The organism is Pedobacter sp. AW31-3R, assembly GCF_052180285.1.
GTDB lineage: Bacteria > Bacteroidota > Bacteroidia > Sphingobacteriales > Sphingobacteriaceae > Pedobacter.
In genome coordinates, this window is record NZ_CP197475.1 from 4,063,035 (window position 1) to 4,085,555 (window position 22,521).

The 22,521-nt window shown below is 44.3% G+C and carries 14 protein-coding genes; 6 read left to right on the forward strand and 8 right to left on the reverse strand.

Annotated features, from left to right (window positions below):
• Nucleotides 1-207: 207 nt before the first annotated feature.
• From ACSBL2_RS16670 to ACSBL2_RS16705, 8 genes are all read right to left on the reverse strand, one after another.
• Nucleotides 208-582 carry a group III truncated hemoglobin gene (locus tag ACSBL2_RS16670; RefSeq protein ID WP_442587678.1) on the reverse strand — a complete coding sequence of 125 codons (375 nt, stop codon included), beginning with the start codon at nucleotides 580-582 and terminating at the stop codon, nucleotides 208-210.
• 90 nt (nucleotides 583-672) lie between these two features.
• Nucleotides 673-1,752 carry a redoxin domain-containing protein gene (locus ACSBL2_RS16675; protein ID WP_442587679.1) on the reverse strand — a complete coding sequence of 360 codons (1,080 nt, stop codon included), beginning with the start codon at nucleotides 1,750-1,752 and terminating at the stop codon, nucleotides 673-675.
• Nucleotides 1,753-1,837: 85 nt separating this feature from the next.
• A complete protein-coding gene (locus ACSBL2_RS16680) occupies nucleotides 1,838-3,283 on the reverse strand; it encodes a PKD-like family lipoprotein (RefSeq protein WP_442587680.1) in 1,446 nt (481 codons plus the stop codon).
• Nucleotides 3,284-3,305: 22 nt separating this feature from the next.
• Entirely contained in the window at nucleotides 3,306-4,067 is a 762-nt protein-coding gene (locus ACSBL2_RS16685) for a DUF4843 domain-containing protein (RefSeq protein ID WP_442587681.1), read from the reverse strand.
• A 155-nt stretch (nucleotides 4,068-4,222) separates the two neighbouring features.
• Complete coding sequence (locus tag ACSBL2_RS16690) at nucleotides 4,223-5,659, reverse strand: RagB/SusD family nutrient uptake outer membrane protein (protein WP_442587682.1); 1,437 nt, start codon at nucleotides 5,657-5,659, stop codon at nucleotides 4,223-4,225.
• A gap of 11 nt (nucleotides 5,660-5,670) precedes the next feature.
• Entirely contained in the window at nucleotides 5,671-9,090 is a 3,420-nt protein-coding gene (locus ACSBL2_RS16695) for a SusC/RagA family TonB-linked outer membrane protein (RefSeq protein WP_442587683.1), read from the reverse strand.
• Nucleotides 9,091-9,215: 125 nt separating this feature from the next.
• The gene (locus tag ACSBL2_RS16700) at nucleotides 9,216-10,451 is read right to left on the reverse strand and encodes a FecR family protein (RefSeq protein ID WP_442587684.1); all 1,236 of its coding nucleotides are present in this window, start codon (nucleotides 10,449-10,451) and stop codon (nucleotides 9,216-9,218) included.
• 93 nt (nucleotides 10,452-10,544) lie between these two features.
• Nucleotides 10,545-11,129, reverse strand: coding sequence for an RNA polymerase sigma factor (locus ACSBL2_RS16705; protein WP_442587685.1), 585 nt, complete (start codon nucleotides 11,127-11,129; stop codon nucleotides 10,545-10,547).
• A gap of 783 nt (nucleotides 11,130-11,912) precedes the next feature.
• Here ACSBL2_RS16705 and ACSBL2_RS16710 point away from each other — a divergent pair.
• From ACSBL2_RS16710 to ACSBL2_RS16735, 6 genes are all read left to right on the forward strand, one after another.
• Nucleotides 11,913-12,473, forward strand: coding sequence for an RNA polymerase sigma-70 factor (locus ACSBL2_RS16710; RefSeq protein WP_442587686.1), 561 nt, complete (start codon nucleotides 11,913-11,915; stop codon nucleotides 12,471-12,473).
• 125 nt (nucleotides 12,474-12,598) lie between these two features.
• Nucleotides 12,599-13,783: a FecR family protein gene (locus ACSBL2_RS16715; RefSeq protein ID WP_442587687.1), complete on the forward strand. Its 1,185-nt coding sequence runs from the start codon at nucleotides 12,599-12,601 to the stop codon at nucleotides 13,781-13,783.
• 155 nt (nucleotides 13,784-13,938) lie between these two features.
• Nucleotides 13,939-17,532 carry a SusC/RagA family TonB-linked outer membrane protein gene (locus ACSBL2_RS16720; RefSeq protein WP_442587688.1) on the forward strand — a complete coding sequence of 1,198 codons (3,594 nt, stop codon included), beginning with the start codon at nucleotides 13,939-13,941 and terminating at the stop codon, nucleotides 17,530-17,532.
• A gap of 19 nt (nucleotides 17,533-17,551) precedes the next feature.
• On the forward strand, nucleotides 17,552-19,012 hold the full coding sequence (locus ACSBL2_RS16725) for a RagB/SusD family nutrient uptake outer membrane protein (RefSeq protein WP_442587689.1): 1,461 nt from the start codon (nucleotides 17,552-17,554) through the stop codon (nucleotides 19,010-19,012).
• 41 nt (nucleotides 19,013-19,053) lie between these two features.
• Complete coding sequence (locus tag ACSBL2_RS16730) at nucleotides 19,054-19,995, forward strand: ABC transporter ATP-binding protein (protein WP_442587690.1); 942 nt, start codon at nucleotides 19,054-19,056, stop codon at nucleotides 19,993-19,995.
• Nucleotides 19,996-20,005: 10 nt separating this feature from the next.
• Nucleotides 20,006-22,285 (forward strand): Gldg family protein, encoded by a 2,280-nt coding sequence (locus ACSBL2_RS16735; protein WP_442587691.1) that lies wholly within the window; start codon nucleotides 20,006-20,008, stop codon nucleotides 22,283-22,285.
• Nucleotides 22,286-22,521: the final 236 nt, after the last annotated feature.

Here is a 22,521-nt window from a genome sequence, read left to right on the forward strand (position 1 = left end):
GTTTAAGGCGGCAAACCTAATATTATTATATTAGTAACAGTGTAATTTTATTGCTTGATTACCCAAAAAAAGCATTTTTTAATTGCGTCATGCCAAGTAAAACACAGACCTCCCTTATAATCATTCCCCAAAAAATAAGCTGTTTACTGAAGTACAGCAACAGCTTATTTTTTGAATTTGTTCCGGTTACCATGGGTTCAGGTAACTTTAGGACCGGTTCAGTGATATCCCCTCCAGGCGACTTACAAAAATATGGGCAATCAACTGCGCACGTTTCTTTGCCTCCTCAGCCACCGGGCCTGAGAAATTGTCATCCATAGTTTCCTCAAACAAGACCAGCCACTGATCAAAATGTGCCTGTCCGATAAGCAGCGGTACATGTTTAGCAAAAGGATTCCCGTTGAACCCGGGAACACTAAATAAAATGGAATCCCAGAAAGCATACATCTTCTCCAGATGCGGTTGCCAGTCGCCCGTTATTGCCTTGGAGAACACAGGCCCCAGCATTGGATCTATTCTCACTTTGTCATAAAAACCATCTACTACGATACGGATATCGTCCTTATTTTTAAGATCTTCCATTCATTACGACTTATCGTCCATCTCTAGCGCTCCTTTGGCAGCTGTTAATTTAGCATAAATCCCCTGAATAAAAAAGACCAGGCCACCATTCTATAAAAATAAACCCTCCAATTTTTCCAGCAGACTTTCCTGCTTCAGCCCGGTAGCAATAATTTTTCCGGAAGGATCAATTAAAAAGTTTTGCGGTATGCCCAGGATAGCATACTTTTTAGCCACCATACCGGAAGGATCAATCACATTCGTCCAGGTCAACCCATCCGTATGTACGGCTTTAAGCCAGGGTTCATTCTTTTTGTCCAGCGAAACACCCAGCACTTCAAAACCTTTATTTTTATAGGTATCATAAGCTTTTTTGACATTTGGGTTTTCCGAGCGGCAGGGCATACACCAGGAAGCCCAGAAATCTATCAGTACATATTTCCCCCGCATAGCCGACAGGGAAAATGATTTACCCGCAGTATCCAGTACCGAAAAATCGGGTGCCATCCTGCCTACTTCCGTCTTTTTCATCTCCTGTGCCCTGGCTTTGATTTGCATCACCTGCTCATTTCCCTTGTAATAAACAGGGTCGAGCAGTGCAACGGTTTCTTCTATTGCTGTGGAAGACATCGCCGCCAGCCGGGTATTTAAAATTTCCAGTCCCAGTACCGATTTGCTATTCAATTTCACCAGCCTGCTGATCTCAGTACTAATTTTCCGGTTGACCGAGTCCAGCTTTTCCTTATACTGAGCGGTACTCCAGCCCCGTTTTCCGGGATCCAGTTTCATTTCATAAAACAATCTACTCTGGCTATCATACAAAGGATTAATCGTTTTAACATAATACGTATAGGCATCATTCAATGCTGTACCTGAAGCCCATACACCGGCATAAAGTGTGCCTTCAATTTTTATTTCTCCATTCTCCAGATAAAGGGTCGCTACAGAAGAAAACACACCTTTCCTCCTGATAATGTACATTTTCGGCACAGACACCTGCGACCCCTTAAATGAAAAAATTCCGTTTTTACTCCTTACGCTATCTACATTCGTCAGCGTCTGTCCAACCAGCGTAAGGTACATCAGCCCATCAGGCATATTTTTAACATTTCCCCTGATTTCATACCCTTTTCCCATACTGCTCCCGCTGATTCCCAGCATCAGGCACAGGCCTATTATCAATTTCTTCATTTTATCTCTTCTTTAAATGGATAAGGCCATCCTGATTCTTTCCAAAGCATTTCATTTCTTCTGAATAAACCAGGATGGCTTTTTGTTATTGTATTTTACGTAACATCGACTTGATCACCCCGCCAACTTTATCGACCCTTCTGATCACTGCACCGTTTGCGGTCAGTGAAGAATTGATGATCAGCAGGCTGCCAGGAAATTCAGCATCCCCTGTATTTAGCCCCAGGGCCAGCTCATTTACACTTTTCGCATTGCTGTACGCATAACTGATTGCAGTGATCTCGGCATCATAGGTACTGATCGCATTGACCGCTACTGCACCCTGAGAAAGGGCATCAAGATTTAAGGCCTTCAGGCTTCTGCCGGTACCGATCAGTAAATAGGGATTGGTAGCATGGGCAGCAAAACACGAATTCGCTGTGACCACCCCATCCGGAAATTCATAAGCAGCCTGGGCCGTCCATTTTTCCAGACCGTTCACAAACTCAGAGTTCAATACATGCAGTACGTATTTCCCTGATGGTGTTTTGATCACAGACAGGGCTTTGGCCGAGGAACTCTGACCCATCCATACCGATTCACCGGCAACATTATTCGGATCGAATGCCGGGGTTGAGGTTTGCGCTAATGGCAATGGCGATACCACCGTAGAAAAACTAGCCCTGGCAAAACGTAAATACCTTTTGTTGAGCTGGTCATAAACCAAATAATAATCATACAATGGCCCTTTTGTATAATTTCCGGCCAGCTCGTATCCTTTGTTGTCCCCGTCGAGTGGAAACTCATAATTGGCATCATCGACGCTGTTATACCCCACATTCTTGGAGTATATCTTGCCTCCCGAGATCAGAAACAGGAAACGGTCGTTTGCAAATTGTTCTGCATTGATGGCCAGGGGCTCAAATCCGGGAGCCTTAAATTCCGTTTGGTAATATTTGATCCTGGCCAGTGTCGTTCCGTCAAGATCTACACTGTTTCCGGCTTTACAAAGTATAGCAATGCGGTTGACATCAAAATCATAAATCTGTTTGACGACAACAGCACCTGTGCCCAATGCCTCCCCATTGATGGTTTTGTACACGTCTTTGTACAATTCCCCTTCTCCTTCATAAGACAGAAAACTCAGGCCCGCCTGATGATTGCTCTCCGTTAAAAAGGCCCAGCCTGTTTGAAAAGGAGAAACAATGGTCAGTTTTGTACTTGTGGTATACCTGACATTGGTTTTATTGTTTTTAGCCTCGAAGACCAATACATGTGCTGCCGTAGCTTCATTGCTGAAAGTATAATTAAAATCTTTTGTCCGGCATAAGGTATCGCCTTCCATCATCCAGTTGAACGTAAGGTCAGCTTCGTCAATAGCAGTGGTTAAGGTTACGGGAATGGTTAGGCTGGTCTGAAGAAAAACACGGTAGGCATCAGCAATCCCCATGGTTTTTACCGGCTGAACCGGTGTATAGGTATAGTTTCCATCATCCTTCAGACAGGAAGCCAGGCATACGGTAACCAGTAGTAATAATATAAATCGTCTCATTTTTTCCTTGTTAAATTTTGAATTAATAAGCGGTACCCAGACTTAAAATCACTGAATTATTTAGCTCAGGATCATAAGGATCACCTTTTTCACTGCGCAGCCAATTTTTGAAAGAAAGTACGGATGACTTTGCCTTCGCCTCATTAATGGTCAGCACATTAAAGGTCAGGCCCATATAAGGCGCAACCGACCAGGGGTCTGTACCATCGCTTACCTGCATGTATTCCAGCCAGAGCAGGCATTTGAGATTAGAATAGGCACCCAGAATTCTCACATGCTGGGCAACCCACCATTCAGGTTTAATCAGCCTGTCGCTGACCAGCACTTTGGCAATAGGTTCCTGACCCGGTTTAAAGTTTTCATTGTCCTCAATCTTAAAAACAACTGCGTAGGTAGCGGTTTTCATCTTTGCCGTCCGCTTGAGTTTGATTTCAATATAACCTTCAGATTTTCCGGCCGGGATTTTCTGCTGGTCGGCCACAATCTCAAAATCTTCACCACGCAAAGCGGTAGTCAGGGAATCAACCACACTGACTTTAAAAGACCTGTCTTTGTCCGACAACCGTCCCGCAAATTTCACAGGGATCTGGAACACTTTTTCTGTTATATGCTCTGCACCGAAAGTAAATGTGAAAGAACGCTGAGGGTAAACCTGTGTACTTTCCTTGGTTAAATTGACGTACAAATAATTGTTGTCATCAAAAAACATCAGCGAATCTTTTTTACAGGAAGAAAGGGTAAGAAGCGCAGCAAGACAAATGACTATAAATTTTAGCTGTTTCATTAGCATATAATTGTTCTTTAAAGGTGATGAAGTGATCAGAAGCTTATTCATTGCTGTTTGTTAGCAAAAAGCTTCTGATGGTTTCATTAGCATATATTTTTCTTGTGATAAGTGGTGAAGCCATCATGGGCTTTTACACTTGGTTTCATGATGGCTTAGTTTGAAGGAATATTTCCGAATTCTTTTTCTGCCTCAGGTACCGGGAATACAAACTTTACCGGCCCTACAATCGGCTCTCCGAACCAGGAGAAGAAGGATGGAATATAAGTCTGATTTAACCGCTTGTAATTGAAAAAAGTCTGCCCTTCCAGAAAGGTTTCTTTTCTGAATTCTTTCACCATCAATGCTTTTAAATTCTGATCGCTGATATTATCGGCAATAGAGCGGTCGGCCGATAAATACCCCCTTCTGAAACGCAGCTCACGCATCAGGCTGACGGAAGTTGCTTTATTCCCTGCATCCAGTGCACATTCTGCCGCAATCAGGTACATCTCCCCCAGCCTCAGCATCGGCATCGTCTGTTTTTTTATGGTGCTGTAGGCGTTGACTTTCTGTTTATATTTTGCCGATACCGTTTTATTGCCATACGAATCTGCCGACATCTGGTACAGGTACCTGTAATCGTTGAGGTCATCAAAAACTGTTGCCGCATAACTGGATCCGCCACTTCCCACGCTATAAAAACCGGTCGCAAAATAAGACTGGTAATAGGTTTCCAGGTTACTGACATTCAGGGCAAAAATCAGCTCAGGCATAAATACCACATCAGGGCTGTCACCGGTTAAGGTGGTAGGGTCAACCCAGGAAAAAGGACCTTGTTCAATGACTTTTTTCGCATACAAAGCCGCATTGGCTTTATCGCCGGCATACATATAAATCCTGGCTTTTAAGGCCTGAACGGCCCAGTAATTAAAGCGGTACTGGCGGTTGGTGAGGAAATCATTTTTTGAGGAAGACGAATTCTCCAGTCCGATACTGAAAATGGGATCCACACTCAGCAGTGCTTCGGCTTCATTTAAATCACGGATCACCTTCGCCAGTACGGCCGATGAGCGGAGATGTTCGGAACGGATACGCTCATAATTTTCCACGTAGGGAATGGCAATGACCGTACTGTCCAGCGTATAAGCCGGAGCATACATTCTCAGCAAATCGAAGTGCATAAATGCGCGCAAGGCCAGCGATTCTCCTTTGATCAGTGCAAATTCCTGCGCGGAAAACAGCGATTTCTTCTCATCGATGGCTTTCAAGATACTGTTGTCATTGGCAACGGTATTGTACATTTTATTCCAGATTGCATCCATCACCGGCCTGTTTTCGGTAGAGGTGTAATTCCATGAAGTGAAGCCCCCATAGCTGAAATAATTATTGTAAGCAGCAGACTCAATGGCACCATAGGTTAACTGGTGGCCATACAGGGAATTGTCTACCATACCAGAGTAAATGCCAAATAACATCTGTTTAAACCCTGCAGCGGTGCTGATCAGTTCATCCCGGTCTTTCTCCGTATCCGGTTTTACATCCAGCCACTTCGTACAGGAAAAAAGAGTGGTCATTAATAAGAAAAGGAAAAATATTTTAAATAATCTCATGAGGATATGAATTAAAGATTAGTGCGTAAACCGATACTGAAACTACGTGCAAAAGGATAATCCAATCCACGCTCCCGCTGAACTGTAGAGAGGAAAAACAGGTCTGATGTGGTTAAGCTTAACCTCAGCGTTTCCAATCCCATTTTCTTTACTGTCTGTTTAGGAATCTCATATTGAAATGAGGCCGAGCCCAGGTTCAGGTAGGAATAATCCTGTACGAAACGCGAGCTTGCATAGGTATACGTAGAAGTCAGACGTGTCGTTAAATTGGCTTTAAAATTGACTTCATCGCCTGGTTTCTGCCAGGTATCGTACAGCACTCTTTTGTCTACGTTCTGGAACTTATTGGAATTCTCTACCTTGTCCACGAGCGTCTGGTTATAGACCTGACCTTTTAACTGATAGGCAAAGGTGAGGTTCATGTAGAAACCTTTATAGGCCGCATTGATTCCCATGGTTCCTCTCAGTTTCGGCTGTGTATCTCCAACGATGACCTTGTCATCTGCATTCCAGACCAGTGTAGGAACACCTGCTTTAGTCAGGAATAATTCCTGGCCGGTCATAGGATCTATTCCCAGCGATCTTACGGCATAAATAGCGGTAGAGGAAGCACCTTCTTCGTATCTGACCAGTAGTGTATGCGATGCTTTCTTGTAATCCGCATCACTCGAATAATTGGCCCTGTTGTCTGCATTGTCATTAAATGCTTTCAGCGCAGAAGAGATTGCAAGAATCTTATTGGTATTGCGCAATGCGGAAACATTAAAGGATACATTCAGGTCTTTACTTTTGAGCACAACCGCCCGCATACTGGCTTCAAAACCCCGGTTACTCATCTGTCCCAGGTTGGCCGTGATCGATTCAAAACCCATGGATGGCGGTGTAGTTACCGGCAATACCATGTGCTGCGTTTTATTGTTGTAATAGGAGGCATTAAAATCAAACCTGTCCAGGAAAGTAGTTTCAAAACCCACTTCCCTGTTCAGCGTGTTCTGCCAGCGCAGGTTTTCATTTCCCATGGCCAGCAGATAAGCTCCCAGATTGCCATCGTAACGGATACCTTTGTAATAGGTATAGATATCCTTAGCCTGATAAGGAGCAAAAGAAACGGAACCTGTTTCCCCCATACTGGCCCTGATTTTCAGCTTACTGATCTGTTTGATATGCTGCATGAAAGGTTCATTGTGGATGTTCCAGCCGGCACCAATGCTGTAGAAAGGAGCAGATTTGGTATTGGACCCAAACTGGGAAGAACCATCGAGGCGATAGGCAAAGTCGGCCAGAAACCTATTGTTATAGGTATAGTTCAGACTACCAAACGCACCGGCAAGCCTGGTTTTTCCGGAAACACTGGTTGGTGCACCTCCCAATTCATAACCTTTGGCGAAGGAAGGTTCAGGAGTATCGCCAGAACCGAATCCCTGCGCTACAAATCCGTATATCCTGCTGCTGTTTTCAGCCAGGTTGACCCCACCGGATACATTGATAAAATGTCCACCGTAGTTTTTATTGTAATTCAGGATTACGTTACCATTGTAACCTTCAGTCGTATTGTCCGTATACGTATATTTTCCACGGTCGTCAATGTCGGTAATGGTACCAAAATAACCGGCATAATCTACATAAGTGGAGGAATTTGGCGATAGAAAACTGGTGCTTTTCCCCGTATTGTGCGTATAGCTGAACTGTGTCCTGAAACGCAGTTCCGGTAAAATGGTCCAGTCCAGCGCAAAGTTATTGATGATATTGGTATAGCTGGCTTTATTGGTATTTCCAACAGTGGCCTCATAGACCGGATTTACCGGAACATTCGCATTCCCCCAGTTGTAATCAACACCACCGTAGGCATCGGGATGGGCATAATATTTATACAAACCACCATTCAGGTCATAGATAGGAAAAAAGCTATTCATGCTGGTATAGGTACTGAAACTGCCGTAGGGCGACTCCTGCTGGTTATTTTTATCTACCGTTAAGTTATTGGAGAAAAGAAGTTTATCGTTGAGGTTGTATTGCAGGTTAATACCAAGTCCGAGGGTTTTACGTGATGACTCTTTCATCACCCCTTTGTTTTCATTATACCTGGTGTTGAAACCATAACGCATCCTTTTGTCGCCCCCCATCAGGTTGATGGAATGTTTTTGTCCGATGGAATTGCGCAATGGCTGAGCGAGCCAATTGGTATTCACCCCTTCTGCAATCCACTGATTGATCATGTTGTATTGCGGCATCAAGGTTCCGTTGTCATTTCTGTACATATTGAACCGGTCATACAAGGCCATATTTTCTTTGGCATCCAACAGGTTATAATCACTGATATCAGGAAAATTAAAATCCATATCCAGGTTATAATTGATACTCAGTTCCCCCTCTTTCGGTTGTTTGGTTTTGATGACCACCACTCCATTGGCAGCCCTGGAACCATAAATAGCCGTTGCGGCAGCATCCTTTAAGACCGTGACAGATTCAATGCGGTACATATCCAGGTCAACAACAGCCTGTAGGGTAGTCTGATAGCCATCCAGGATAAAAGTGGGCAGATTCGGATCGCTCATTAAGCCCGATTTATCGACAGATTCAAAGCCCTGGAACTGGGACTCTCCCCTGAAACGGATTTTAGGCAAGGCATTCGGATCACTTCCCGCCTGGTTGTTTTCAATGAGGTTGACCGAGGGATCGATCAGGCTCAGGCTTTTCAGCAGATTCTGTGTCCCCATATTGATCAGTTCAAGTCCGGTCACTACCCGCGCATTACCGGTAAAACTGTCCTTATTCCTGTTGAAATAGCCGGTAACCACTACATCTTTGATGCTGTTGACATCTTCTTCCATCGCGAGATCAATGGTACTTTGTCCCTTGAACAGTACCTCAACCTTCTTTTTCCCGACATAGCTGAAAATCAATATACTTTCAGGATCGTCAATAGCGATGGCATAAAACCCCTTGGCGTCGGTCATTACTGCCTTTTTGGTTTCTTTGATCATCACACTTACACCTGAAAGGGGCTGACCGCCGACCTTATCGGTTACCTTTCCGGATACCCTGCTGGCTATACCGGCCGGTTGTAAAGTATACACCTGCGGTTTAATCACCACCGTATTCTGGTTAATGGTATAAGTTAAAGGTTGTCCCTCGAAGCATTGCTGCAGGACCTCATTCAGCATGGCCTGACGAACAGTTATGCTTACCGGTTTGGAATTCCTGATCAATTGAGGATTATACAGGAAATTGTAGCCGCTTTGTTTCCTGATCTGCTTGAAGATGGTTTCCAGGTTAGCATTTTTCTCATTCAGGTCAATTTTCTGTGCATAACCATGGGCTCCTGCCTGCAGGATCATAGTGACCATTAAGGCCATAAAAAGTTTCATGAACAGGAATTTTGGAGTAATAAATATCCATTCCGGCACAGCCGGAAGATGATTAAATTTCATACATTTGTTTGGTTTGGGTTTGTCTATGAGTTGATAACATTAATTTTCATTGGGTAACCCATTCTTTGATCAGGGGCGGTGCAACGCTCCTGATTCCTGGTACCCTTTGAATCAGATCGTAAAGTTTACTGCATAACGATAATTCTCCTTTCTTCAATTTTAAAGTGAACCATTTCTGTTAATTCTAATGTTTTTAAGACCTCGGATACGTGTTCAAACCTGGAGACATTCCCGGAGAAGACCACACCGGAGAAATTCCCGCGATAAATGATATCGACATTATACCAGCGCGCCAGTTTTCTCATGACACTTTCCAGATGCTCATTGTCAAACATGAAATAGCCATTTTTCCATGCTACGGCCTCTTCAAGGTCTGCCGTTCTGATATGTATCTGGTCAGAATGCTGATTCACCACGGCCTGCTGTCCGGGCCTGAGTATTTCTTTTCCGCTGCCTTTACTGATACTTACCGCACCTTCAAGTAAGGAGGTTTTCACCTGACCTTCCTCAGGATACCCCATAATATTGAAATGGGTACCCAGCACCGCCACTTCTACATCCGCTATTTTCACATGAAAGGGCTGTTGCTTATTTTTGGCGACTTCAAAATACCCTTCACCACTCAGCTCTACTGTTCTTTCCTTCCCGCCAAAAAAGGTGGGGAATTTAAGGGAAGACCCGGCATTGAGCCATACCCTGGTTCCATCGGGAAGGACAATCTGGTACTGCCCGCCAAGCGGTATATTGATGGTGTTAAACACATTTGCTTCCGCCCCATGATCTGTCCCGTTTTTAACATAGCTGATCTGTCCGTTGTCAGATTTATGAATCGCCATTTGGCCTTCATGCGCCAATATTCCATTTTTTATATCATCAAGTGCAATCTCTGATCCGTCAGACAAAGTAAGTACTGCTTTATTGCTGCCGGGAAGAATGCGATTTTTCGCATTTGAAGCCATTTCTGAACGCTGCTCCCGGGTACTGCGCCCCATATAAATATACAGCCCGGCAGAAAGGAGAAGGAATACAACCGCAGCAGCAGCATATTTGTAGAATTCGGTAAATGATTTTTTATGTACCGGGAGTTGAGGAGCAATCGTGGTCATTTTTGCGGCTGGAAGCGCTACTGTTGAACGGGTATTGCCTAAAATAGACCGGAGCATTTTTTCACGGTCAAAAACAATAGCGGAATCTTCAACCGGTTCAAAATATTGATAGGCAATTTCCATGAAAGCGGCCATATCTTTCTCTGCATCTGCCTTCCCCAATAACCTGAACAACTCATCAATTTCTGATGCATTTGCCGTTCTTTCGTAATATTTAGAAATTAAACTGTTAAAATATGATTTCGATTCATCCATAGCTACACTAAGCCTCAGGTAACGGCTTACAATGATAAAGACGCAGGGATTTTAAAAAAGGGGTAGTCAAAATTAAAAATAATATAAATTTTATCACTTTATCCATAGCGGACTGAGTAAAATAGCGACAATTACCGGATTACCCTTTTCATTCACCTGGTTTTTCAACGCTTTTACCGCTGCCTGAAGATGTTTTTTGACAGTTTCCGGCGAAATGTTCAGCTTATGCGCGATTTCCTCGTATTTAAGCCGCTCATATTTACTGAGTACAAACACCTTTTGTTGTTGCGGTGGCAATAAAGCAATTGCATGTTCAATTTTCAGTCTTAATTGTTCTGTAAGATTTACTTCATCGGTCAATGAATAATCTGCAGCCTGTTCTTTTTCCCATTCCCCATGCTGGTTAGCCTGGGTTGCCTTCTTCCGTAAAAAACTGATGGTTTGGTTCCGGGAAAGAATAAATAAATAATGACTAAAGTTCTTTACATCGGCCAGCTTCATCCTGTTTAGCCATATTTTGATGAAAACGTCCTGAACAATTTCTTCTGTCACTTCAATAGAATCAGTGAACTTAAAAATATACTGGCCCAATTTTTTATAATAACCATCAAATAGCTCGGTAAATGCCCGCTCATCTCCCAAAACTACTTGTTTGATAAGCTGATCTTCGTTATGCACAGGTTTTATAGCCAATGTTGGAGGAATGTGGTTACTGGGTTATAGCTAATTCAAATGCATATATACTTCATTTATTACAATAAAACACTGATATTCCTTTAAAAATCAACTGAGGCTCTCGATTTCAGGTAAGTATTTCCATTTTTCATAGAAAAAGATGCATTTCTTCTGGTAATTCTATACTATTTTGCGATGTTTGAATAACTTGCTGACCAGCGCATCTGCCGGATCGATGTGGAATGCAACCTGAACGATAGCCTATGAATACTTTCCAATCTTTTAAAGATTCCTTATCACAGCATGAAATGCCGGCGAACTTACCGGTACATTTACAAGCCCTGTAGCATGATGGTAAAGGCGACTGGAAAAAAGCACATGACCTGATCGATCAGCTGGCTGACAGACAATCGGCACATCTTCATGCTTACCTGCACCGAAAAGAGGGCGATATCTGGAATTCAGATTATTGGTATAACCGTGCCGGCCAGAAAAGGCCAGCGGGATCACTTGAACAGGAATGGGAAGAGCTGGTGAAACTGTTTCTGTAAATGCCAGCAAACGCAGCTGATTTTAGGATCAATATATTGCCACTTAAAGCAATTTTTAGGATCAATCGAACAACAAATTTTGCATTCCTTAAAATGCTTGCTATATTCGTTGACCCTGTCATTTAACATCAGACATCGGCTTCAGCGGTACAAATTGGAATTTAGTGTTTTTTAACAATCATGATTAACCTCTTTAGTAAACAGGTTAAAAAATGCAGGGTATCTACGAATTGGTATGAATACAGAAAATATTCTCAGCGACCAGGAACTGACCATCCAGCTTAAGGAGGGTAGCCGCGCTGCGTTCAACCAAATCTATTACAGATACTCGGAATCACTCTACCGCTATGCCTTTAACATTGTGAAGGATGAGGATGAATGTACGGATGCCATACAGGAAGTCTTCATCTGGTTATGGTCCAACAGGGAAAAGGTACAAATCAACGCGCTGAACGGGTACCTCAGTGCAGCGGTGAAGTATAAGCTGACCAGGGTCATCCAGCAAAGTAAGAGGCGGGCGGAGATTCTTGCGCAACGGCCTGAACTCAGCCATTCTTTTATTGACAATAGTCTTGAAATACGCGAACTCCAAACCGTTATTAACGATTTTATCCATACTCTTCCCCCAAAAGCAAGACAAATTTTCGAGCTGAGCCGAAACGAATACCTGAGTAATAAAGAAATTGCCGAAAAAATGGGGATTTCTACAAAAACTGTAGAAAACCAAATGACCATTACCCTCAAAAAACTCAAGAAAAACCTGGGAGCGATGTCTTTCTGGTCGCCATTCCTCTAAAAAAAACACAAAACAGAGAAAAATAAGGATAATTAAAAAATAATTCCATTCTCTTTGGGGGTTAACCCCGGTTCAAGTCCCTATCAGGTATACACCGGATAAAATTCCTACCGGCAAACAGATAGATGGAAGAGAAAAAAGAAGATTCAACGCATTCTGAGGCGAATTCTAAAAAAAATACGAAAGAATCAGATCATTCAGCGCGTTTGGTCAGGATTTCTAATGGTATAGGCAGCCTGGAAGACTTAAAATGGTATAATGCCTGGTGCAATGCGCAACAAACGGAAATCTTACCTGTAAATGATTTCAATGAAAAACAATTGGGTATGCTGCAGCAGATCAATGTACAGATCGACCGTAGCGTTTCAGTGTACAGAATGAATATCATTCGCATTACCGCTGCCGCAACCCTATTCCTTGCATTTTCTACAGCCCTGTATTTCTATGATCAACCTGGATCAACACCTCAACATACCGTAGAACTGGTCGGCAATGACCTTGCTCCCGGCAGGAATTCAGCCACGCTGACACTGGCTGACGGACGCAGGATCGTGTTATCGGCTGCTAAAAACGGACAGCTTGCAAAAGAATCCGGCGTTAGCGTAAGTAAGGCTGCAGACGGACAACTGGTCTATGAAATCAAAGAAAACCCTTCAGCATCCAGGGAAAAAGCGGTGCTCCAATACAACACACTCGCAACAAACAATGGGGAACAGTACCGGGTCCGTTTACCGGATGGCACCATGGTATGGCTAAATGCCGCATCGTCTATCAGGTATCCTGCTTCTTTTGCTTCCCTGAAGGAACGGAAAGTGGAACTGACCGGCGAGGCTTATTTTGAAGTGACCAAAGACAGGAGCCATCCCTTTATAGTAGAAGGCAGAGGACAACAGGTAAAAGTACTGGGCACACATTTTAACGTCAATAATTATCAGGATGAAAGCTTCACAAAGACTACCCTGCTGGAAGGAAGTGTGGAAATCAATAACCATACGCTCATCGAACCAGGTGAACAGGCGACAGGAAATGCCGGACAGCTGAAAGTAAGCAGAGCGGATACCGAAGCGGCGGTAGACTGGAAAAACGGAGATTTTATTTTCAATAAGGGAGATGATTTTAAGTCTGCCATGCGCAAAATTGCCAGATGGTATGATGTAGAGATTGTTTATGACGATGCAGCTTACACAGGAATGGAACTGCGGGGATGGCTGTCCCGTACAAACAAGCTTTCCGTGGTTTTACAAACAATTGAATCTACCGGTAAGGTACACTTTAAGATTGAAGGAAGGAGGGTCACTGTGACGAAATAATTACGCTATTCTGTTACGGGCTCAAAAAAAAGAGCCTGGGGTGCTGAAACACCCGAGGCCCTGAGTCCGGTATTAATTAAAGAAAAGATCAACTCATCTGCATATGCCTGTAGCCTTGTAAACGAAAGGCATTATGCTTTAACCAAACTTAACAAATGTATAAATTTTATACCATGAAAACGGGTGTACTGAATCCCTGTTTTCGAAAATTTCTGCTCATTATGCGCTTAACCATCGTGTTCATCCTGGGAACCTTGTTGCAGCTGAGTGCCGCGACCACTTTTGGTCAGCGCATTACAGTGAGTATGCGCAGGGCTTCTTTGGAAAACGTTTTAAAAACCATTCGCACACAAAGCGGCTATGACATCATCTACGATGGCAAGGACCTTTCAGGTACGCAGCCAGTGGATATGTCGGTTAAGAATGCTACACTTCAGCAGGCCATGAACAGCGCCTTGTCCGGACAGCATTTAACCTACCATGTGAATGGAAAGGTGGTTGTCATTAAGCGCAGGGAGGAATCTTTCATCGAAAAGGTGAAGAACTACATCGCTGCGATTGATGTGCGCGGAAAGGTAGTGGATGAAGAAGGCAGGCCGATGTCGGGTGCTACGATCACAGTAAAAGGAACCAACAGGCATGTGCTGACGAATAATGAAGGGGAATTTTTCATTGCTGAGGTACAGGAAAACGCCATCCTTTCCATATCCTTCCTGAGTTATGAAACCATTGAAGTAAAAGCGGTGTCGGACATGAGTATACAAATGGTTCCGGCAACCAGCAAACTGGAAGAAGTTAATATTAGTTATTCCACAGGTTACCAGAAGGTCTCTAAAGAAAGGGCTACAGGATCCTTTTCAAAACCTGACATGAAGGTTTTTAGTCAGCGTACAGGTTCAATGGATGTCATGAGCCGCTTAGATGGATTGGTACCGGGACTGACCATCCTGGCAGGGCCTAATAACATGACCGGAAATGATGAAAAAGGAAGAACACAAAGGGCACTGGTACGTGGAAAAGGAACCGTCAGGTCCAGTTCTGAACCGCTGTATGTAGTCAATGGCATGCCGGTGGCCAACTTTTCCAATATTAATCCCGATGATGTGGAAGATATTACCGTGCTTAAAGATGCTGCAGCTGCGGCTATCTGGGGAGCAAGGGCGGCAAATGGGGTGATTATTGTCACGACCAAATCGGGCTCAAAAGATAAAAAACTGTCCATTAGCTATTCCTCATTTTTTAACTTCCAGGGAAAACCAGACCGCGATTACCTGCGCCTGATGAACTCTTCGCAATACATACAGACCGCCAAAGAACTGTTTAATCCAACAGCCTACCGCCCAACAACGTTATCGGGTGCATTTGTAGCTCCGCATGAGCGCATCATGTACGATGGTTTCCTGAAGCTCATCAGCGAGGATGCAGTGAAGGCCGGCCTTGACAGCCTGGCAAATATCGATAATTCGGGACAACTGGACGAACTCTGGTACCGCAATGCGATGAGTCAAAACCACACCCTTTCTATTGGCGGCGGAAACCAGTATTATTCTGCTTATACCTCAGTGTCTTATACGAATGACCGGAGCAATACCCGGGGACAAAAAAGTGAGACCTATAAACTGAACCTGAACCAAACCTTTAACCCCACTAAATATTTAAGCTTCTCGCTCTTTACTGCACTGAATAATGCGGTCAGCAAAGGGGACAATGCACCGTCCATAAGTGCAGATGTTATTCCTTACCAATTGTTCAAAGATGCCCAGGGAAATAACATCAGTATGCCCTACATGCAAAGTATATCACCAGACATCAGGGCAGACTATGAAGCGCGAAGCCGTATCAGCCTGGATTATAATCCACTGGACGAACGCGGTTATGGTTTTAACGATGCCAACAGGACAGCCATCAATATTATCGGTGGCGTGGAACTCAAGTTGTTCCAAGGCCTGGCCTTCCAGGGAAATTATGGCTTCCAGAAATCGCCGGGCACTACCCATACTTACCGGGACAGTAAAAGCTATGCCCTAAGAAGTCAGCTGGTTAACCTTACGGTTGCCCCTACTGTGGATGACATCCCTGTTTATTATCTTCCTACTACCGGTGGTACTTACCAGATTGGAGAAAGCACGCAAAAAGACTGGACTGTTCGTAATCAACTGGTATACAATTCAAGGGTACGCCAGGGAAAAGACTACCTCTCCCTGCAGTTCGGCCAGGAAGCACAGGAACAATACGGAACCAGCAGTTTTTCCACCCTGCGGGGCTATGATTTAGACCTGCAAACCTATGCGGCGATTGATTACAATACACTCAGCAAAGGAATCTTTGGCGTAGTACCTGGCGGACGTGGCGGATTATCAGAATTGCCATTTTCCAGCACAGATCAGAAAAGCCGCTTTATCTCTTATTTCGCATTGGCGAATTATACTTTTGATGGTAAGTACAGCATCGACGGAAGCTGGAGGACTGACCGGACTACATTGGTCGGATCTGACCAATCCGCGCAGGACAAACCGGTCTGGAGCGTTGGAGCCAAATGGGAAGTGACCAAAGAAAATTTCATGAAAGACCTGGGCTGGCTCGATAACCTGGGCGTACGTGCAACGTATGGAATTACCGGGAACTCACCACGGACTGGTGAATCTTCCTCCAAAGATATCCTAAAAATTGAACCTGGCAGACCTGTTCCCGGAACCGGTGCAGAAATTGATGTTGCAGGGAATGATAAATTAAGCTGGGAGTCTACCCGTACCATCAACTTCGGGATCAACTTTTCCGTGCTTAAATCACGCCTCAGCGGTAACATTGATATGTACAACCGCAACACCACTAACCTCCTTGCTGCAGTTGTCCTCAACCCCTTTTCAAGCTTTGGCAGCTCAACAGGGAATCTTGGGGAATTGTCCAACAAAGGAATTGAAATCGGCCTGACCAGTAACAACTACACAAGCCGCAATTTCAACTGGAGCAGTACCTTTACTTTCAGTTACAATTACAACAAGCTGGTTTCCTATGAGGAAGACCCTATTGCCCTCTCCTATGCCACCAGCAAGGTGAATTCCAATTATCTAATTGGTTACAGCATGAACTCCCTATTCGCTTATCAATACGCCGGACTTGACAATATGGGTGATCCTTTGATCAGGTTAAAGGATGGTACAGTAACGAAAAACAGAAACTTAGCCACACCAGACGATGTCGTGTATATGGGGACCACTATCCCTAAGTTTAATGGAGGTCTGTCAAATACCTTTAGCTATAAGGACTTCAGCATCTCTGCCAATTTAGTCTATAACCTGGGTCATGTGATGCGAAAAGAAACCCTCGATTATTTTACCGGCCGCCTCACAGGAAATGAAAATTCATTTACCGGAAACCTGAGCACCCTGTTCCTTGACCGCTGGAAGCAACCCGGTGATGAGCTGAAGACCAATATTCCTGCTTATGTAGCCGGAAATGCAAACAACAACAGAAGAGAGCTGAGCTACTATTCCAGAGGGGATGCCAACGTGGTCAGTGCCTCTTACATTAAATTACGCGACGTTTCCTTGTCGTACTCCCTGCCGGCGAGTGCATTGAGAACCTTACATATCAGCTCTGCACGCCTATTCGTTCAGGCAACCAACTTCCTGGTATGGACCGCCAATAAAGAGGGTATAGATCCCGAATATGCAAGCCTGTCTGAAGGAACCAGGACCTTACCTCCTTTCAAACATTCCTTCAGCATAGGAACAAACATCAGTTTTTAACCCACATTGAACAAAAGAGATGAAAAGATATAGTTATACCCTCCTGCTCTCAGGAATCCTGATTTGTACCGGACTTAGCTCCTGCAAGGACAGCTTCCTGGAAGTAGATCAAAAACAACGGATTGTAGCCAAAAAAATCAGCGACTACGACATGCTCATGAACAGCCGAAAGTTTTATACGCTGGATGAAGGCGGATGGCAGGCTACCGTATTGCTTGGAGACGACGTTGCAGCAGAAAACGACTTTCTCAATGGAAATGGTACCGTTCAGACACAACGCCTTTTTCACTACGAAGATGTTGTATATGAAGAAGGACAGGAAGCGCTTGACCTGAAATCGTTCCTTAACAATTTATATGTTTGCAATAAAGTGATCATGGAAGTGCCGGATGCTATCGATGGAACTGAATTGCAGAAGAGAAACCTGATTGCTGAGGCCAAAGCCACCCGTGCCTGGTTGTACCTGCAAATGATTAATTTTTATGCGAAACCTTATCAGGTGGCGACCGCAGCAACAGATCCCGGCTTTCCAATTATAAAAACTGCCGACATCTCCATTCGCTATTACTCCAGAAATACGGTGCAGGAAGTCTATGATTTGATACTACAGGACCTAACGGAAGCCATACCAGACCTTCCTATAGACCAGAATTTCGCGGTCAGGATGACTAAACCTGCAGCTGAAGCCATTCTGGGTAAGACCTATGTATTCATGCACCGTTTTTCAGATGCACTTCCACATTTTGACGCTGCCTTTACCGGTATCAGTCAGCAACGGAATCCTGCGAAACTATACGATTATAATATTGTGCTTGGCCCGGAAGGATCCTTCCTTCCAATATCCTACAACGGACCAAATGGCCCGGGAAACAATCCGGATGATTTTACAGAAGCCCTGCTCTCCAAAACCTATTACGAAGGATCTTATCAGCCCATAGGTAATGACGGGCTGGTACTCAGCGAGTCAGCACAAAAACTCTATGAACCAAACGACTTCCGTCTTGAGTTTTATTCAGCAACGTTTAATGATGAAGAGCCCAATCCTGCGGGGAGACTGCGTAAGTATGGATATACTTTTATCAAATTTGGCATTCAGCTGCCAGACTTGTACCTCATGCGTGCAGAATGTCGTGCGCGTTTAAATAACCTGAGCGGTGCTATGGAAGACCTGCTTGCCCTGCGCAGTAAACGTATGCCTGACACCAACGAGGGCATGCCTGCATCGGTAGCCACCAATCAGCGCGAACTGGTCCATTTCATTATCGATGAGCGTACCCGCGAATTCGCCGCAGAAGGCTATCGCTGGTTCGACATGAGAAGACTCTATAAAGACCCGCTATTTGGCGCTGAATTGCCGGCACATATAGAATATTACAGCGACGCAGCAGCAAAGAGCTTTCCCCTGAAGGAAGAGAGACTGACATTGCGTTTACCAAGCTTCTATATTGTAGCCAACCCTGGAATGGTAAATAATCCTTAACAAACACTCCTTGACACAAACTAGAGAATTAAAAACACCAAATGGAAGACAGTATTGTTAAAATAGAAAATTTATCACACCGTTACGGCAGAGACTGGGCGGTACAAAATATCAATTTCGAAATCAGGGAAAACGAAGGTATCCTGGGTTTGCTTGGCTCCAATGGAGCCGGCAAATCTACCATCATGAACATCCTTTGCGGGGTGCTGACCCAAACTACAGGGAATGTCTTTATAGGAGGGGTAAATCTTGCCAAAGAACCGGAAGAAGCGAAAAAACTACTGGGTTTCCTGCCACAAAATCCACCATTGTATTTCGACTTCACGGTACGGGAGTACCTCACCTACTGTGCCCACCTCCGCCTGATTCCTGAAAAGGAAATTCCGGAAGCGATAGACCGGGCGATGGAAAAGTGTGGCGTTGCCCATTTCCATAACCGGCTCATTGGCAATCTTTCCGGAGGGTACCGCCAGCGTGCAGGTATCGCGCAGGCTATTATTCACACGCCAAGACTCGTTGTGCTGGATGAACCAACCAATGGTTTGGATCCCAATCAGATTCTTGAAGTCCGTGCACTCATCAAGGAAATTGCTCGGGACCGTTCAGTCATCTTCTCCTCACATGTACTATCAGAAGTTCAGGCCACCTGCCAGCACATCCGAATGATTGAGAGTGGTCAGATGGTATTTGAAGACAGTATGGATGCCTTCAACAATTACATACAGCCAGACAGTCTGATGGCCAGCTGGAAATTCGCCCCTCAAATGAACGAATTGCTGGCTATTCCAGGGGTCACGAGGGTAGAGGAAATCTATAGCGGGCAGTACCGAATATACTTCCAGGGCAGTCCGGATATCACAGAAACCATTATAGACACCAGTGCCGAACGCAGCTGGCGTTTACGCGAGATCACCTTAGAGAAAAGTTCACTGGAAGCGATTTTCGCTCAATTGTCCAACAAAACCAAAAAGACCACGGTATAAAGAAATAAAAATGAAAGTTATCTTAAAAATTGCCAGACAGGAATTAGAAACACTGTTCTTCTCTCCTATTGCCTGGCTTATACTCATTATATTCGCTGTTCAGTGCGGCATCAGTTTCACCGATAAACTGGCCATATTTGAAGCCAACCAATATGGAGGAACCAATCTGGAGCAACTCAGCATTTACATGTTCAGCAGCAACAGTGGTTTTTTCGGCCAGATCCAAAAACACCTGTATTTGTATATCCCATTGTTGACCATGGGCTTAATGAGCAGGGAAACGAGCAGCGGCACCATAAAACTGCTGTTTTCCTCTCCCGTGAAAATATCAGCGATCATTTTCGGAAAGTATCTTTCCATGGTGGTTTATGGTGCCTTGCTGAGCTTCATCATGGTACTGATCTGTCTGGGCGGTGTTTATTCGATCGCAAATATTGACCTGGGCATCCTGTTTTCCGGGATGCTGGGACTGTATTTATTGATCTGTGCCTATGCGGCAATCGGATTATACATGTCCTGTCTTACCTCCTACCAGATGATTGCCGCCCTGAGTACACTCGTTGTGCTGGGTATACTAAGTTATATTGGTGGTGTGTGGCAGAATGTGGCTTTCGTCAGGGATTTAACTTATTTTCTTTCCATTAACGGCCGTGCAAGCCATATGTTCTTTGGATTGATCTCGAGTAAAGACCTCCTGTATTTCGTTTTGGTCATTACTTTCTTTATTCTGCTGGCCATCATGAAGCTGCAGGACGACCGTCGTGCACGTGGAATTTATGCAGCGCTGGGCCGTTACACCGGACTTTTCGCCACGATACTGCTGTTCGGTTATATCAGTTCCCGCCCTGCTTTCACGGCCTATGCCGATGTGACAACGCTTAAAAGTAATACGCTGACAGAAAACAGCCAGAAAATCATCGCCCAACTGGATAAACCGATGGTGATCAACTCCTATATCAATATCATGGATGGAGGTGCCTACCTGGGCTTGCCAGCCAGCCAGATCAGCGATGCGGAACATTTCGAGCGATACATCAGGTTCAAGCCAGACATAAAAATCAACTACATCTATTATTATGACATGCCCCTGGACGGCCCTAATCCTTTTAAGGACCACAAGGAACTTGTTGAAAAAGCCAAACGTAAAGCACAGGCAGAACGTATGGATTTCGACAAGATCCTCTCTCCTGCTGAAATACGTAAGGTTATAGATTTGCGGCCTGAACAGAACCGCTTCGTGAGGGAAATCAATTATGATGGCAAGAAAGTATTTCTCCGAATGTTTAATGATCCGGATGCCTACCCTTTTGAGCAGGAAATTTCTGTGGTACTGAAAAAGTTATTGGTGAAATCGCCTAAAATAGGTTTTATCACTGGCCATGATGAGCCTGACCTGGAGAGCATGGGTGATCAGCACTATTACTTTACGATCGCCGCCCGCAGTTCAAGATCGGCGCTGATGAACCTGGGATACGACCTGTGCAACATTTCCTTATCCGCTAAAATTCCGGAAGATGTAGATGTACTGGTCCTCGCAGATCCCAGAAATTCACTGACTGCTGCAGAGCTAGGGAATCTCGATCAGTTCATTGAAAGAGGCGGATCTATGCTGATTGCCGGAGAACCAGGAAGGCAATCTATTTTAAACCCTGTCATCAAACCTTTAGGCCTTGAATTTCTTCCGGGAATGATTATTCAGGACACCAAAGATATTGCGCTGAATTATGCCTTAAGCCACTTTTCTCCGGAAGCTTCAAAAATAAAATCATTTGCACATGTTTCCTCTTTCCCTGCTCCAGTTGCCTTATCCGGAGCTGTGGCATTGCGTTATACACCGGACACATCTTTCCAGGCAACACCAATGCTGATCACCGATCCGGCACACAACTGGAACCGCCTTCGTCCCCTCACAGGCGATTCTCTCCGTTTAACCTATCAGCCTTCAGCAGGTGACCAGAGAACAGTCCTGCCACTGGCCTATGCACTGGACAGACAGCAACAGGGAAAACAACAGCGTATTATGGTGATTGGTGATGCCACATTTTTCAGTAATGGAGAAATGAGCAGACAAAATGTAGCCAAAGCAAATTTCGAGTTTACCCATAATATCTTTGGCTGGTTAACCGGTGATATTTTCCCTGTAGATGTTAGCAGACCTGCTACCCAGGATAACTTACTGACAATTAACCGGAATACCGTATCAATGTTTCAACTATTTTATCTGGGTATCCTCCCTGGTCTCATTGGTGTAGCGGGGGCAATTTTACTGATACGCAGAAAAAGAACCTGATGAATTTAGGCATCCGGTTAAAAAAATAAAAAAATTAAGGCCAAGGGTTTAGTTTGGTCTGGTAATTGTAATTAACTAAACGGTTTAGTTGATTAATTTTTAAGGGTTAACTGTGGTTGGTTAACCCTTTTTCTATGCCTTAAAAATCGACATTTTCCTTCTTCAGCTCTTCTTTTTTTATTCCACAGCGGACAATAGCACATAAAATATGCTTTTCATGAAGGCACCAATGGTTA

Excerpts from the sequence above, each read along its gene's own strand:
- ACSBL2_RS16670 (WP_442587678.1), bottom strand. The coding sequence starts at position 582 with ATGGAAGATCTTAAAAATAAGGACGATATCCGTATCGTAGTAGATGGT.
- ACSBL2_RS16675 (WP_442587679.1), bottom strand. The coding sequence starts at position 1,752 with ATGAAGAAATTGATAATAGGCCTGTGCCTGATGCTGGGAATCAGCGGG.
- ACSBL2_RS16680 (WP_442587680.1), bottom strand. The coding sequence starts at position 3,283 with ATGAGACGATTTATATTATTACTACTGGTTACCGTATGCCTGGCTTCC.
- ACSBL2_RS16685 (WP_442587681.1), bottom strand. The coding sequence starts at position 4,067 with ATGAAACAGCTAAAATTTATAGTCATTTGTCTTGCTGCGCTTCTTACC.
- ACSBL2_RS16690 (WP_442587682.1), bottom strand. The coding sequence starts at position 5,659 with ATGAGATTATTTAAAATATTTTTCCTTTTCTTATTAATGACCACTCTT.
- ACSBL2_RS16695 (WP_442587683.1), bottom strand. The coding sequence starts at position 9,090 with ATGAAATTTAATCATCTTCCGGCTGTGCCGGAATGGATATTTATTACT.
- ACSBL2_RS16700 (WP_442587684.1), bottom strand. The coding sequence starts at position 10,451 with ATGGATGAATCGAAATCATATTTTAACAGTTTAATTTCTAAATATTAC.
- ACSBL2_RS16710 (WP_442587686.1), top strand. The coding sequence starts at position 11,913 with ATGAATACAGAAAATATTCTCAGCGACCAGGAACTGACCATCCAGCTT.
- ACSBL2_RS16715 (WP_442587687.1), top strand. The coding sequence starts at position 12,599 with ATGGAAGAGAAAAAAGAAGATTCAACGCATTCTGAGGCGAATTCTAAA.
- ACSBL2_RS16720 (WP_442587688.1), top strand. The coding sequence starts at position 13,939 with ATGTATAAATTTTATACCATGAAAACGGGTGTACTGAATCCCTGTTTT.
- ACSBL2_RS16725 (WP_442587689.1), top strand. The coding sequence starts at position 17,552 with ATGAAAAGATATAGTTATACCCTCCTGCTCTCAGGAATCCTGATTTGT.
- ACSBL2_RS16730 (WP_442587690.1), top strand. The coding sequence starts at position 19,054 with ATGGAAGACAGTATTGTTAAAATAGAAAATTTATCACACCGTTACGGC.
- ACSBL2_RS16735 (WP_442587691.1), top strand. The coding sequence starts at position 20,006 with ATGAAAGTTATCTTAAAAATTGCCAGACAGGAATTAGAAACACTGTTC.